This is a genomic window from Actinomadura sp. WMMA1423 (assembly GCF_006547145.1).
Classification (GTDB): domain Bacteria; phylum Actinomycetota; class Actinomycetes; order Streptosporangiales; family Streptosporangiaceae; genus Spirillospora.
Window position 1 is genome coordinate 7,506,896 of sequence record NZ_CP041244.1, and the last position, 14,250, is coordinate 7,521,145.

The 14,250-nt window shown below is 70.4% G+C and carries 12 protein-coding genes; 4 read left to right on the forward strand and 8 right to left on the reverse strand.

Annotated features, from left to right (window positions below; translation table 11 throughout):
• Positions 1–5 precede the first annotated feature (5 nt).
• Both FKD65_RS34840 and FKD65_RS34845 read right to left on the reverse strand, forming a co-directional pair.
• Positions 6–203 (reverse strand): ferredoxin, encoded by a 198-nt coding sequence (locus FKD65_RS34840; protein WP_141582859.1) that lies wholly within the window; start codon positions 201–203, stop codon positions 6–8.
• A 5-nt stretch (positions 204–208) separates the two neighbouring features.
• Positions 209–1,594, reverse strand: a complete 1,386-nt coding sequence (locus FKD65_RS34845; RefSeq protein ID WP_302931563.1) for a cytochrome P450 — start codon at positions 1,592–1,594, stop codon at positions 209–211.
• 361 nt (positions 1,595–1,955) lie between these two features.
• Between FKD65_RS34845 and FKD65_RS34850 the strand changes: the two genes are divergently transcribed.
• Both FKD65_RS34850 and FKD65_RS34855 read left to right on the forward strand, forming a co-directional pair.
• Complete coding sequence (locus FKD65_RS34850; protein WP_141582861.1) at positions 1,956–2,801, forward strand: LLM class F420-dependent oxidoreductase; 846 nt, start codon at positions 1,956–1,958, stop codon at positions 2,799–2,801.
• Between the two features lie 120 nt (positions 2,802–2,921).
• Positions 2,922–4,184: a hypothetical protein gene (locus FKD65_RS34855; RefSeq protein ID WP_141582863.1), complete on the forward strand. Its 1,263-nt coding sequence runs from the start codon at positions 2,922–2,924 to the stop codon at positions 4,182–4,184.
• Between the two features lie 29 nt (positions 4,185–4,213).
• Here the strand turns inward: FKD65_RS34855 and FKD65_RS34860 are convergent, their stop codons facing one another.
• Positions 4,214–5,197, reverse strand: a complete 984-nt coding sequence (locus FKD65_RS34860; protein ID WP_141582866.1) for a hypothetical protein — start codon at positions 5,195–5,197, stop codon at positions 4,214–4,216.
• A 219-nt stretch (positions 5,198–5,416) separates the two neighbouring features.
• On the opposite strand from FKD65_RS34860, the gene FKD65_RS34865 reads away from it, so the two are divergent.
• Positions 5,417–5,689: an SHOCT domain-containing protein gene (locus FKD65_RS34865; protein WP_205718350.1), complete on the forward strand. Its 273-nt coding sequence runs from the start codon at positions 5,417–5,419 to the stop codon at positions 5,687–5,689.
• Positions 5,690–6,010: 321 nt separating this feature from the next.
• On the opposite strand, the gene menC is transcribed toward FKD65_RS34865, so the two are convergent.
• A complete protein-coding gene (gene menC, locus FKD65_RS34870) occupies positions 6,011–7,123 on the reverse strand; it encodes an o-succinylbenzoate synthase (RefSeq protein WP_141582868.1) in 1,113 nt (370 codons plus the stop codon).
• A 1,258-nt stretch (positions 7,124–8,381) separates the two neighbouring features.
• Between menC and FKD65_RS34875 the strand changes: the two genes are divergently transcribed.
• The gene (locus FKD65_RS34875; RefSeq protein WP_168221288.1) at positions 8,382–9,572 is read left to right on the forward strand and encodes an FAD-binding oxidoreductase; all 1,191 of its coding nucleotides are present in this window, start codon (positions 8,382–8,384) and stop codon (positions 9,570–9,572) included.
• A 1-nt stretch (position 9,573) separates the two neighbouring features.
• Here FKD65_RS34875 and FKD65_RS34880 read toward each other — a convergent pair whose 3' ends face one another.
• From FKD65_RS34880 to FKD65_RS34895, 4 genes are read right to left on the reverse strand one after another with little or no spacing between them, the layout of a single operon-like run.
• Positions 9,574–10,551, reverse strand: a complete 978-nt coding sequence (locus tag FKD65_RS34880) for an SCO2521 family protein (protein ID WP_141582872.1) — start codon at positions 10,549–10,551, stop codon at positions 9,574–9,576.
• A complete protein-coding gene (locus FKD65_RS34885) occupies positions 10,529–11,479 on the reverse strand; it encodes an SCO2522 family protein (protein ID WP_141582875.1) in 951 nt (316 codons plus the stop codon). The genes FKD65_RS34880 and FKD65_RS34885 overlap by 23 nt, the downstream gene beginning before the upstream one ends.
• On the reverse strand, positions 11,476–12,396 hold the full coding sequence (locus tag FKD65_RS34890) for an SCO2523 family variant P-loop protein (RefSeq protein WP_141582877.1): 921 nt from the start codon (positions 12,394–12,396) through the stop codon (positions 11,476–11,478). Before FKD65_RS34890 ends, FKD65_RS34885 begins: the two co-directional genes overlap by 4 nt.
• Before the next feature lies 1 nt (position 12,397).
• Positions 12,398–14,245, reverse strand: a complete 1,848-nt coding sequence (locus FKD65_RS34895) for an SCO2524 family protein (RefSeq protein ID WP_141582879.1) — start codon at positions 14,243–14,245, stop codon at positions 12,398–12,400.
• Positions 14,246–14,250 lie beyond the last annotated feature (5 nt).

Genomic DNA, 14,250 nt, shown 5'->3' on the forward strand with positions numbered 1-14,250 from the left:
TTTCCTCAATCCTCTTCGAGAGAGAGCGCGAAGGCGGGGCAGTACTTCACGGCCGCGGCCACGTCCTTGCGGCGCGACTCGTCCGGACGTTCGACGAGGACCTCGACCACGTCCTCGCCGGCGTCGAAACCGAACACGTCGGGGGCCTCCAGCTGGCAGAGCTGGTGCCCCTGGCAGACGCTCGTGTCCGCGACGACTCGCATCGGCCTCACCTTCCCGCGCGCCTGCGGTACCTGACCCGGCACGGCTGCTGTAGCTGGATCACCATCTTGGAGGTGTCGTCCCGGTAGGAGTCCAGGGGTTCGACGGGCTCGAACGCGAAGTCGCGCAGGATGACGGAGAAGATCGCCTTCATCTGCATCATCGCGAACGCGTTGCCGACGCAGCGGTGCCTTCCGGCGCCGAACGGGATCCAGCTCCAGCGGTTCTGCAGATCCTCCTGCCGGGGATCGATGTAGCGGCCCGGGTCGAAGTCCCCGGCCTTGGGGAAGTCGGCCTCGATCCGGTTGGAGACCCGAGGGGACGCCGCGATCAGCGTCCCGGCGGGGACGGTGCTGCCGAGCACGTCGAACTCCTCGCGGACCAGCCGCATCAGGATGATCAGGGGCGGGTGCAGGCGCAGGGTCTCCTTCAGCGCCGACTCCAGCACGGGGATCGACCTCAGCGCCTGGAAGGACACCTCGGTCCCGTCGGCGTAGAGCGCGTCGAGCTCCGCGACCACCTCGGCGAGGATCTCCGGATGGCGCAGGAGCTCGATCACGGCCCACGATGCGGTGCCGCTGGTGGTGTGGTGACCGGCGAACATCATCGAGATGAAGATGCCGGTGATGTAGTCGGCGCTCATGTCCAGGGAGATGAGGACGTCGAGCAGGTCGCGCTGGTCCCGCGGCACCTTGCCCCGCCGCCTGCGGCGCTCGATGATCCCCCCGACCAGGGCGACCAGCTCCCTGCGGGCCTCGTCCCGCCGCCGGAAGCTGTCGATCTCGGCGTACGCGTCGACGTAGGCGATGGCGTCGGTGCCGCGTTCGAGCTCGTGGTAGTGGTGGGCGAACGAGCCGTCGAGCTCGTCGCGGAACGGCTTGCCGATCAGGCACGCCGACGTGGTGTAGATCGTCAGCTCGGCGAAGAAGTCGAGGAGGTCGATCTCTCCCTCGTCGCCCCAGTCCGCGACCATGCGGCGGATCTCCGCCTCGATGGTCCGGGCGTGGCCGCGCATCATGTCCCCGCGCAGCGCCTGGTTCTTCAGCATCTGCTGGCGCTCCTCGGGGGACGCGTCGAACACGACGCCCTTGCCGAAGATCGGCGTCATGAACGGGTACGCGGCGGCCTGGTCGAGCTGGCCGTCGGGCGCCCGGAAGAACACCTCGTTCGCCTCGGCGCCGCTGACCAGCACGACGTCCCTGTCCGCGAGCCGGAAGCGCCCGATGTCGCCGCACTCCTCGCGGACGCGGTGGAACAGCCCGATCGGGTCGACCCGCATCTCCGGCAGGTGCCCGGTGCCCCGGATGATCTCCGGGACCTCGGGACTCCGGTCGTCCAGGGCCATGCTCACCTCGGGGATCGCGGCGAGCCGCCCGGTCTCGGCAGCAGTCATGTCTTCTCTCCACGGGAGTTCTCGCTTGCGCGCGAGGGCCGCGCGGCCCTCGCGCACAGGGAATAGAACGCGTTACCGAAAGCCGGTGCGTCCGCACGCCGGGCGGCCGTCCTGCTCGTCATCGCCCCGTGCCCGGCCGGGCACGACTCCCGCGCTCCGGCGGCCGACAGGTTCTCCGCCGCCTGGCCCCGCCGAGCATCGGCTCTTTGGGGCCGCACCGGACTGGTCACCTGACTGGACATGTGTCCACATTAGTCCCGGACCGCGCGGCGCGGCAAGGGCCGGCGCCCCCCGGGCGATCGATCGGACACCTGTCCAGTCACTCTTCCAGTTCCGCTGGAACGCGTTCTACTATGACGCCATGCGCAACGGAGTCGTGCTCTTCACCTCGGACCGCGGCATCAGGCCGGCAGCCCTCGCGAAGGCCGCGGAGGAGCGCGGCTTCGACACCTTCTACGTCCCCGAGCACACCCACATCCCGGTGCGCCGCGACGCGCTGCACCCCACCGGCGGCGAGGACCTGCCCGACGACCGCTACCTGCGCACCCTCGACCCGTGGGTCTGCCTGGCGACCGCCGCCGCGGTGACCGAGCGGATCGGACTGGCCACCGCGGTCTCGCTGCCGGTGGAGTCCGACCCGATCACCCTCGCCAAGACGCTCGCGACCCTCGACCACCTGTCCGGCGGACGGCTGACGATCGGCGCCGGCTTCGGGTGGAACACCGACGAGCTGGCCGACCACCACGTCCCCGCGGAGAGGCGGCGCACCGTCCTCAAGGAGTACCTGGAGGCGATGCGCGCCCTGTGGACGGAGGAGGAGGCGTCCTGCGACGGCGAGTTCGTGTCGTTCGGCCCGAGCTGGGCCTACCCGAAGCCGCCGCAGGGCCGCATCCCGGTGATCATCGGTGCCGGCGGCGGCCCGAAGACCATGAAGTGGATCGCCCGCAACGCCGACGGCTGGATGACCACCCCGATCGAGACCGGCGTCGCCGCGAAGGCCGACCTCCTGCGCAAGGAGTGGGCCGAGGCCGACCGGGCGGGCGAGCCCGACGTGCGGATCCTGGTCGCCAGGAGGCCCGCGCCCGAGGACCTCGCCGAATGGGAGGCCGCCGGGGCGTCCGAGCTGATCTGGGGCGTACCGGACGCCGACGAGGCCGCGGTGCTCAAGTACCTGGACAGGACGGCCGAACGGCTGGGCCTGGCCTAGCGACCGGTAGCGCGTGGGACACGGTCCCGTCCCACCGGACGCCGTCCGGCGCCGCCGTCCGGCGCCGCCGTCCGGCGCCGCCTTCCGGCAACCCCCACCGCAGACCAAGGAGACACGCAGATGGCCCACCCGCCGGCCACACCTCCGGGCCGGTACGCCGGCCTGACCCGCGAGGAGCTCGCGCTCGCCGTCCCCGAGCTGCTCCTGATCGGGCAGCTCATCGACCGCTCCGGGATGGCGTGGTGCATCTCCGCGTTCGGAAGGGAGAAGATGGCGCGGATCGCGATCGAGGAGTGGGCGGCGTCGAGCCCGATCTACACCCGGCGGATGCAGCGGGCCCTCGGCTACGCCCCCGACGTGCCCGGCGAGGGCGACGTCCCGACCATCTTCAAGGGCCTCCAGCTCGACATCGGTGCCCCGCCCCAGTTCATGGACTTCCGCTACACGGTGCACGACCGCCGGCACGGCGAGTTCCACCTCGACCACTGCGGCGCCCTGATGGACGTGGAGCCGATGGGCGAGGACTACGTGCGCTCCATGTGCCACGACATCGAGGACCCCACCTTCGACGCCACCGCGGTCGCGACCAACCCGAAGGCCCAGGTGCGACCGCTCCACCGCCCGCCCCGCAGCCCCGCCGACCGGCACCCCCACTGCGCGTGGACGGTGATCATCGACGAGTCGTACCCGCCCGCGCAGGGCATCCCGCTCCTCGCCGACAACGAGCGCTCCCGCGCCGCGACCCTCGAACTCGCCCCGATCGACCCGGCCGACGACGGCCTCGCCGACTACTCCGGCCCCCTGCTCTCCGACCTCGACTTCGCCGCCTTCTCCCGCTCCGCCCTGGCCCGGATCGCCGACGAGGTCTGCCTGCAGATGCACCTCCTCAACCGGGCCTTCACCCTCTCCGTGGCCAAGCGCGCCACCGACGCCGCCGAACTGCTCCGCATCCGCCGCAAGCAACTCGTCGGCATCGCCGGCGTCGCCGCGGAGCGCCTCGTCCAAGCCCTGGACCTGCCGCGCGACACCGAGGGCGCGACCCGCCTCCTCGCGCTGCACCCCCTCCTCAACCCCGCCGCCTACGTCGCCGCCGAGGTCGACGCCCCGTCCATCACCGTCCGCCCGTCCCCGGCACACGAGGACGGCGCATGGATCTCCCTCTGCGGCCCGGAGTGGACGACCGCGCTGAAGGCGATCGTCCGCGCCGCGGACCCCCACCTCGACGTAGAGGCCACCGCTCTCGGCGCCGACGAGTGGCGGTCGACGGTCGTCCGCCGCGACCACCCGACGCCGGAGCCGGACGAGGTGGCCGTCGTCCGCTTCAGCACCGGTACCGCCTTCACCTTCCAGCCTCGCCGTTCCCTCCCGATCACGCCCGTCTGACGGCTCGTCCTCTCCGCCGGGCTCGCGGGTCAGTCGAAGTCCTGACCGTCCAGCACCCAGGTCAGTCCGCTGAGCGGGTCCTCGATGGCCAGGTGCATGAACCAGATGTCGTCGTCGGGCCGACGCCAGGTCACGCAGCGCAGGCGGGCGACGACGTCCGCCATGGCCGCCGCGTCGACGGGCTCGGCGAGGCCGCCGATCCGGGCCAGAAGCCGCCAGATCCCGATGCGCCCGCGCGCCTCCGACCACTGTCCGTAGGCCGCGCCGCCCCCGGCCATGCCGACCAGATCCGGATAGGCGGCGGCGAACTCGGCCGGCGCGCCGTACGGCTCAGCGGGCGGCTCCGGCCAGGTGGACATCGCGAACGCCGCCCCCTCCCAGGCCGTACCACGCACCGTGATCGGAGATTCCAGCCAGTAGGCGTCGGGGACGGGCTCGGTCTGAAGGCCCGTGTGATCCGTGCCGGCGATCGGCACGGTCAGCTCCAGGCCGTCCGGAGGGAAGGACGGCTTCGGGAAGCCGATGGCACCCTGCCCGGAGAAGTGGCGGATGGACCACTCGAAATCCCAGCACACGCGTTCCCACGGCTGGAGCACGAACGGGACCCCGGCGAACACCGCGGTGTCGAGGGTCGACACGCCGGTCAGGTCCTCACCGCGCAGGACCCGCGAATGCGCGACCAGATGCCGCAGCTCGCGATGGGCCAGGTGCTCGGCGAGCTCCGCCCAGGGCCTCATGGCCAGTGCCTCGTGGAGTTCCGCCGCCTCCCAGGGGTCGACCTCGTACTCCCGGGTCACGATGTGCGCGGCGTGCCGAGCGGGCGCGCGCCCGGCCATGATGCGGGCGATCCACGCCAGACCCAGTTCGTGCTCCCCTCGGACCCTCCTCTCCGGAGGGGAGGGCGTCGACCGGGGACTCTCACCATCGAGCCGGTCGTACAGGGCCCGAAGGTCGTCCCAGCGCTGTTCATCGGCAAGCCGGCGGACGAGCTCGGTCAGTCCCTCGCTGTCCATGTCCCCAGACTCTCCGATCAGCACCCGGACGCGGAAGAGGCCGCGGGCTCCGGTCCGGAGTGACCGCCACCGCAGAAGGACCTTCGACCCTCCCGAACGCCGACCTTCGCCGCTGCCGATCACCCTTCGCCGGGAGCACCGTGGAGGCGTCCCACCGGAAGGCACGAGCCGAACCGCGCGAGCAGCGACACGGCCGGCCCTGGGAAGGAGTGGGCCGCGATGATGTACGGCGATCACATGAACGGCTGGGGCTACGGCTTCATGACCGTCGGCATGCTGCTGTTCTGGGCCCTGCTGATCTTCACGATCATCCTCGTGGTCCGCTACCTCCCCGGCAGGGACCACCGACCGCCCCCGCCGCCGCCCCCGAAGCCGCCGGCCGAGGGCGCCGAGCAGATCCTGGCCGAGCGCTTCGCCCGCGGCGAGATCGACGAGAAGGAGTACCGCCACCGCCTGGCCGTCCTCCGGAACGAGACCACCCCGACCCCCTGACGAGCACCCCCCTGCCAGCGGTGAAATGCCGCCTTGCCCAACAGCATCTCGCCCGGCCCGGGGCCGTGCCCGGGACCCTCAGGCCGGCAGCGGGTTGATGACGCCGTAGAGGCCTTCGGCCAGCCCGGGGCGGTCGTGGAGCACGTCCTCCAGGACCGCCCGCCTGTACCCAGCGGCCGGTGGAGCGGGACGGGGCCGCCGCCGTGCCGGTACCGCGCCCGGACGATGCCGTCGACGAGGCCGGTCGACCGGCGGTCCGCGTTGACCTCGGTGAGGCGCGCCGTCCGGACTCCGCCGCAACAAGGCGCAGGCCTCCTGACGTCACTCCCGCGGGTGGAGGCGCCTGACGGCGACGGTGTGCCGGGTCAGCGCGTCCGGCCGGGGATCGATGCCGATGCCCGGCCCGTCGGGCACGCGCATGAGATCGTGGTGCAGGACGAACGGCTCGGTGAGGTCCTCGGCGAAATAGCGGTCCGAGGCCGACAGATCGCCGGGGAGGGTGAAGCCGGGCAGAGCGGCCAGCGCCAGGTTGGCGGCGCGGCCTATGCCGGTTTCGAGGTTGCCGCCGCACCAGACGGGAACCCCGTGCGCGCTGGCGAGGTCGTGGATCCGCCGGGCCTCCAGGTATCCGCCGACACGGGCCGGCTTGACGTTGATGGCCCGGCACGCGTCGAGCGCGATGGCGGTGGCGGCGTCGCGCGCCGTGTGGATGGACTCGTCCAGGCATATCGGGGTCGTCAGTCGCCGCTGCAACTGCGCGTGGGCGTACAGGTCGTCTTCCTGCAGCGGCTCCTCGATGAGCAGCAGGTCGTACTCGTCCAGGCGGCGCAGGTGCCCGGCATCGCCAAGGGTGTAGGCGGTATTGGCGTCCACCTGTAGCCGCAGGCCGTTCCCGAACAGTTCCCGGACCGCGCGCACGGGTTCGAGGTCCCAGCCAGGGGCGATCTTCAGTTTGATGCGGGCGTAGCCTTCGGCCAGATACCGTTCCACCACATCGAGCAGCTCGCCGACCGAGTCTTGCATGCCGACGGACACGCCGACTGGAACGGCCTCCCGCGACGCCCCGAGGAAGGTGCCGAGCGACATTCCGTAGGAGCGCAGCTCGGCATCCAGCAGCGCCGTCTCGAGTGCCGCCTTGGCCAGGCGGTTGCCCTTGACCGCCGCGAAGACCGGGGCGAGCTCGGCGACCCGCGGCTCTGGCAGCGCGAGGACGCCGGGCAGCAGGAAGTCGCGGATGACGATCTCGGCGGCGCCGGCGAACTCCGGGTAGTAGCCCGGGTCGGGGTCCCCGGCGAATTCGGCCCAGCCCTCGGCGGTGTCGGTCACCACGTGCAGCAGGAACGTCTCCCTGGCCGTCATGGTCCCGGTCGAGTATCGGAAGGGGCTCACGAGCGGCAGCGCGACCTCGATCAGGTCGACGTGCTCAATCCTCATCGCCGGCCATCGCTGGGCCGTCCATCGGCGCCTCTTCTCCGATGCGCAGGCCGAGGGGGGACCGGTCCGCCTCTTTCGGCCTGCACCTGAAATGGGAAGTCCGGATTGATAACTTAGCTCCATGGGTCAGCGTGGACCACGGGCCGTAGAGATCGCTTTGTCGGGCCGAGATCGTGCCGGGTCGGTGCGCTCTGCCGGGTCGGCGCATAGGCGGCAGGCCGAGCGGTCCCGGATCGTCCCGGCGTGTGCTGAGGGGATCTCGAATACCGCGGTGGCGGCCGAGTCGGGGCTGACCGCGACGACGATGGGTGAAAGGCGGGGCCGGTTCGCCGCGCGGGGTTTCGCCGGCCGGGCGGACGGTGAGCGCGGTCGGCGGCCGGAGATCACGCTGGTGCTGCCCCGGCCGTGGGTCGGCGGCGGGCGCGCTTCATCGTCAAGAGACTCCACGGGCTGGACGACGAGCCGCGTCCGGGTCGGCCACCGTCGGCCATGCGCCACCATGACACGGCCGCCGGTGCCTCCCCGCCGCGATCCCCGGATCCCGGCCACAAGCGGCAATGGCCTCCCGCCCCGGATCGCTGAAATCCGCCGTCGACCAGGTTCTGTGGAAGTGTGATTTCAGATACGCATACCGGTGAATTTTTCAAGCTCTCCGCCCAGCCATTGTTCACAGCCGAGGCGGTCGGCTGCACGCTGTCGCAGCGCCACCGGGTCCAAAGTATTTGCGAACCAATTCCCACGCGAGCGTTCCGCCTTCTTCGGCAGGGCATCGGGCATTCGAATGCGCAGACCGTGCCCAATGCGATGCCGCCCGCCTCCGTCCCTCCACACCGGCATCAAAAGGCGACATAACCGACAAAACGCCATCTAGGGCGGTGAGTGCTCTCCCCGCTGGGGTGAGATCGTTCGACGTGCTCCCGGCGGCGCTTGTCGGCCACCTCACGACATCATCCTGTCAGCACCCAAAAACAGTGAACCAACTTAGACTCACCATTTAGGCGCAGGATGCCGGTCAAAGCGGCTTGGTGGGTATCGTGGTGAAACCGGCAACCTACTCTTACTTCGCTCCGGAGAGCGGCCGGTGATATAACTTCCTTTCGGGATGCTCTAGCGATGGCCCACTTTTGGTTGATTCGCTCGGCGCCGCTCTCTGCCTTGGGTGCGGGCAGGTGGGCGACGCTTCGGAATCAGCTCGACGATGGGCACCGAGCCGAGGTACCCGCCGTCCCAAGAAGACCTCGGTGTCGAAGGAGTTGTGATGGCCCCTACCCACCACGATGTGATCATCGTCGGCGGAGGCATCATCGGAGGTGGGATCGCCGAACACCTGCGATGCGGGTCGCGCCTGCGGGTCAGCGTGGTGGACGGGGAGTTCGGCGCCTGCGTCAAGACCAGCGCCTCGCAGGCGGCGGCCGGTGGGATCAACCCGCATCTCTACGACGAAGCACACGGCGCCCTCGGCCCCATGGCCCAACGCAGCCGTGACCTTTACCCAGGCTGGATCGAGCGGCTCTCCGCCGCCTGGGGCCGCCCGATCGAACTCCGCCCCTCCGGGCTTCTCTGCGTGGCGCTCGAGGAAAAGGAGCACGGTCGGCTGGTCGACGACGTGCTTCCGCTGCTCCGCGAGCGCGGCGTGGCCGCCGAGGAACTCGGCGCCGACGAGGTGCGCAGGCACGAGCCGCTGCTGGGGCCCGCCGTCAGGGGAGGGCTATGGCTGCCAGATGACCTGGCGGTCGAGCCCGTGCGTGTGATGGCCGCGCTGGAGGCGGTCCTCAAGGCCGACGACGGCATCACCTGCGTCCAGGACAGCGCCGAGTCCATTCGCGTGGACGGGGACGGCGTACGGGTCACGCTGAGATCCGGGCGCGTCCTGCGGTCCGATCGGGTGGTGGTCGCGGCGGGGCACCTGAGCCATGAGCTGGTCAAGGACTTCATCGACTGGCGGGACGACAGCTTCAGCCCCATCAAGGGGCAGATACTCGAGGTCGCGGCTCCGCCGGGCGGCGGGCTGCGCACCCAGTGCGACGCGCTGCTGCCCGACGACGAGGAGACGCACATCGTCCGTGCGTCCCCCTACGCCGAGGGCCGGGTGGCCGTGGGCGTGACCCATGACCGGGGCGACGCGACACCGGGGACGTCTTCGCGGGCCACAGAGGACATCCTGCGGAACCTGCGGCGCATCCTGCCGGCCGTCGCCGACTGGGAGGTCATCGGCGCCCGCGCCGGGATCCGGCCGGGGACGTCGGACGGGCTGCCGGTCCTCGGCTACGTCGATCCGTCCCACCGCGTTCTGGCGGCCACCGGGCACAACGGACTGGGGATCACGCTGGCGCCGCGCACGGCGCAGCTCGCCGCCAAGCTGCTGCTCGACATGCCGCTGACCGAGGAGGACCGCGCCGACCTGCACGTGGGCAGGCCGGAGCGCCTCGCGTCGAGCCGCTCGCGCTAGCTCAGCCCATGCCCGACCACTCGCTCTCCGTCCGCAGCACCAGGCGCAGGCTGTTGAGCGCCACATGGTCGCGGATCCGGTGGGTGGCCAGGTCCCACTGCCGGGTCAGGCCTTGGAACCGGTCGAAGGCGTCCCACAACCCGTAGAGGCCGGGCTGGACCCGGGCCTTGGGCATCCAGTGGTGAAGCAGGTGGTCGATGACGGGTCCGATGTGCTGGAGCGTCCGGTCCAGATCCCCGGAGCCGGGCCGCGCCCGCTCGATCTGGCGGTTGACGACGTCGAGCAGCCAGTCGTGCAACGCCAGGTCCTCGACCAGGTCGAGCAGGTCGGACACGTTGGGCCAGACGACCGAGAGCCGGATCAGGCGGGTGCCCTCGGGGAGGACGGTGAAGCGGTAGAGGCCGGGGCCGCCGCTCTCCCGCACGGGCTGCAGCGCCCACCGCCACCGTCCCAGCGGAGCGTGCAGCGGCTGCCTGCCGTCGAGCAGCCGCGACCGCTGGAGGTTGAAGATCGTGGATTCGGCGGTGCGCCCCATCTCGATGTTCAGGTGCCCGTGCTCGGACTGGGCGAACCCCGCGGCCGCGTCTTCCAGGCGCAACCGGCCGAGGTATTCGGCCACGCCGGGACTGGCCAGGTAGTGCGACCACGCCTGCCGGTACTGCCGGGACGACGGCACGAGCGTCGTGTACGAGCAGGACTGCACGATCAGGCCGCCTGTCAGGGTGGCCCGTGTCGCGAACGTGCCGACGCCCCGGACACGACGTCCCGAATGCGAAGGCATGAAGCAGTCGATGCCGGTCAGCCGCTGGGGCGAGACGGCGTAGGCGCGAGGACGCGCGGCATGCCGCACCTGCTCCCCGGGCACCAGGCCGAGCAGCCTGACCGTCTCCGCCACGGACAGTTGCGAGGAGTGCGCGAGGAGGCCGGTCCGGATCTCTCCGATGGAGAGGGCGCTCTCAGAAGCCTGCGCCGAAGACATGGGAGATCCTGCCGACGACGTCACCGGGCAGATCGACCTTCTGGGCCGCCGCCTGGGCGGCGGTCTGCTCGGTGACGGCCGGATCGACGAACACCTGGTCGAGGATGGTCCGCACGGCGGCCTCCACGTCGGCGAACCGGGCCTGGAGCAACGACATCGTCCGGAACGCGGCGAACGGCTGGGCGCCGTCGGCGAGCTGGACCAGCGGCGGAAGGTCCTCCCAGCGCTCCGGGTACTCGGCCGTCCACCGCGTGGGCGAGACCACGGGCTTGCCCTGATGGCGGAGAAGCCCCAACCGGAGCAGCTGCCAGACGGCCGAGAGCATCGCACAGGACCACCGCCGCCGGCCGTCCCGTTCGTCCCAGATCTGGACCTCCATGCAGATGCCGTGAGTCCGGGCGCCGTTCTGCTCGGGAGGGTGCCAGGGCCGGGTGGCGAGCGCCTCGTCCAGGCCGTCGGGCCGGAGCCTGTCCCTGCTGTTGGAGACCCAACCGGTGAGGTGGACCGGCGGACGGAGGCCGTTGCTGCCCTGCGGGGGGTCGGAGACGATACGGCCGAGGACCAGCTCCGCCGGAGACACCTCGCCGGCGGATGCGCACGCGGACTCCCGCACCAGGTAGTCGATGCCGAACCCGGCGTCGTGCGCCGCGTCGAGCAGTTCGGGCACGAGCTTCTTGGGCGAGGTCAGCTGGCTGAAGTAGTCGTCGACCAGGAAGCAGGTGCTGATCCGCAGGGGAGCGGGGTATCGGGCGCGGACGAAGTCCGCCCATGGGCCGATCCGTCCGAAGTGGCGGCGCAGGGTCTCCGGACCGTCCAGCAGATCCTCCATGTACAGGTGGCCGAGCTCGAGCGACAGGTGCGAGCGCGGCACCAGCTCCACGCGGGGCTGGCTCGTGAGGACGTCGACCTCCAACTCGGGTTCCGTCATATCCGGCTCCATGCCGCCGGATCGTCCAGGTTCGCGGCGAGCTTGGTGAACGCTTCGACGGTGCCGTCATTGGCGATCTCGGCGTAGACGTCCTCGTCGGTGATGAGCTGCTCCCGCCACTGGAGCACCGGGTCGACGGGCACCGTCGCGATGACGGAGGTACGGCCCAGCCCCGCGATGTTGGCCTGCTCGTTGAGGCCCTTGTCGACCTGGCGCAACCACGCCTCCTGCTCGGCGCGCAGCCCCAGCACGCCCTGGTCGCTCTTCGGGTCGATCACCGCCGTCCGCACGAAGCGGATGCGCCGCCGCAGCTCGTCGCGGTCGTGGCCGAACAGGTTGCCGAACTCCAGCAGCCCCCGGTCCTCGAAGACCAGGTCCGCCGCGGCCGAGATGTGCTGCCTGGTCCAGCGGTGGAAGACCAGCCAGCGGGTGTCGGAGATCCGCTCCTCCCGCGCGGTGACGGTGAGGATCATCTCCGCCGCGTGGGACCGCCCGGCGCTCAGGTCGATGAAGACCACCGAGAACTGGCTCTGCAACTGCAGCAGCAGGTCGGCGCAGCGCTCGATGACCTCGGGCTTGGCGGTGAACTCGCCGCCGCCGAGGTCACCGGGGTACAGGACGAGGTTCCCTGCACCCGTCGGCCGGGGACCGGTGCCCGGAGGCCGGCGGCTCTCCGACCAGATGTCGACATGGCTGGGCGTCACCGTCTTGCCCTGTAAATACCGGTGGAGCCCGTCCTCGCCCTTGGTCCCATGGGCCATCCGCTCGATGCCGAAGATCGCCCCCGCGGTCGGCGAGCCGAAGTCGAAGTCCAGGTAGCAGACGTCATCGCCCTGGACCGCGCGCCGGTAGGCGACGTTGCACGTGGTGACCGAGCGTCCGGTGCCGCCTTTGTCGGAGGTGGCGATGACGAGCACGTCAACCGGTCCCTTCCGCGGCGTTCTGCCGGGCCACACCGACCTTCTCCAGCATGCGCAGGATCTCCATCGCGATCCCGACGGCGGTGGCCGGCCGCAGGGACGCGATCTCGTGCGCGTGGTTGAGGTTGAGCCGGGCCTCCTCCAGCTGGGCGCGCAGCGCTCCCCGGTCGACCACGTTGGCCTCGAGTAGCTCCAGATCGAAGAGGTTGTCGGTCTCGCTGAGGATGCCGCGGGCGTAGGCGTGGATGCTGCTGCTGCGGGGGAGCGGATCCCGGATCAGGTTGATCGCCATGACGATGCACTCGACTATCCGCTCGGTGTAGTACCAGGACGGGCGGTCGTTGTGCTTCTTGAGGGCCTCGAAGACGTTCGCCGCGTCGTCCCAGAGCCCCGCGTTGATCGAGTGCTGGATCCGGCGCCGGAAGATGTGGTCCCAGATCTCGTCCGCGGCCTGCACGAGGTCTTCCCGCAGATCGGCGTCCCTGGACAGCTTGGCCAGCCGTAGGACGTCCTTCAGCAGCAGCGGGGAGAAGTCGTTGAGCCGCCAGATCAGGTCGGGCCCGTCGCCCCCGCTGCCGCCGAGCTGGATCTCCGTGCCCGGCGTGTGGTAGCGGACGGCGGCGTCGTCCCGGGTGGCCCGGCTGGTCACGCGGCCGCGCTCTCCCAGCTTCATGAGGATCTCCGCCAGCCGCGGGAGTTCCATGGTGCTCGTGCCGCGGACCTCCTGGTCCTGGAGGACGAGGGAGATGATCAGGAGGCTGAAGTGGTCGGACTCCCGGTCGTCGGTGGTGCGCCACGGCAGGTCCTCCAGCGGCCACCTGCGTGAGTCGCCGAAGGTCGCGATCGTGCCCCAGTACCGCTGGGTGAGTTCCCACCGCAGCTTGAGCGCGCCGGCGAGGCGTTGCTGCTCCTCGTTGAGGAGTCCGAGGACGGTCGTGCGCCCGGAGAACAGGTCGGCGATGCCGTCCAGGGCGTTCACCGTGAAGTACAGGAAGGGCGCGCTCTCCGCGACGCCGCTGCGCTGGTTCGTCACCGAGGGGGCGATCTCCACCTCCGGGGCGTCCTCGGCGATGCCCCAGGTCCAACCGATCTCGAACAGCCGGTTGCGGTTCTCGATCAGTTCGGTGGCCCGCTGCTGGCGGAAACCGAAGGTCACGTCCCCGAGGGAGGCGCGGATCTCCTGCAGCGACGAGCGCAGTTCCTCGGCGACCTGGCGGTTCGAGCGGTTGGTCCGGTTCACCGTGCCGAGCAGGGCCTGGCCCTCGTTGGAGTCAGGTGTGAAGACGTTGATGACGAAGCTGCGCAGCAGGCCCACCATCGCGGCGGTCAGCCGGACGTTCGCGATCCGCTCGAGGTGGCGCAGACGGCGTTCGACCTCGGGGTTCATGACCGTGTTGCCGACACCGCGGACGAGCGACAGCGTGCTCAGCATCAGCGAGACCGCCATCGAGAACGAGTCGACGACGTCGACCTGCATCTGCTCCGGGGTGGGGTCGGCGCCGTCCGTGGCGCCCTTGAAGTAGCTGCCTCCGGCGAAGGAGGGGCCGTCGCTGTCGGTGTAGTACTCGATGTGCTCGATGAGCAACTCGATCAGGCGCTGGGGGATGTCCAGCTCGTCGCCGAGCGGCCGTAAGACCTCGAGGATGTCGTCGGCGGTCTCGTCGGGCTGGTCGAGGCGGAAGTACGGGAGGACCGTCGCCGGATAGATGATGCACAGGAGCTGCTCGGCATCGCTGATCGAGTTGCGTTCGTACCGGCCGCCCCATTGCCACTTGTCTCCATCGAGCGAGACCTTCACGACGGAGCGCCAGAGGTTGAGGAGTTCTTCGCGTGGTTGAATCCTCATCGTGC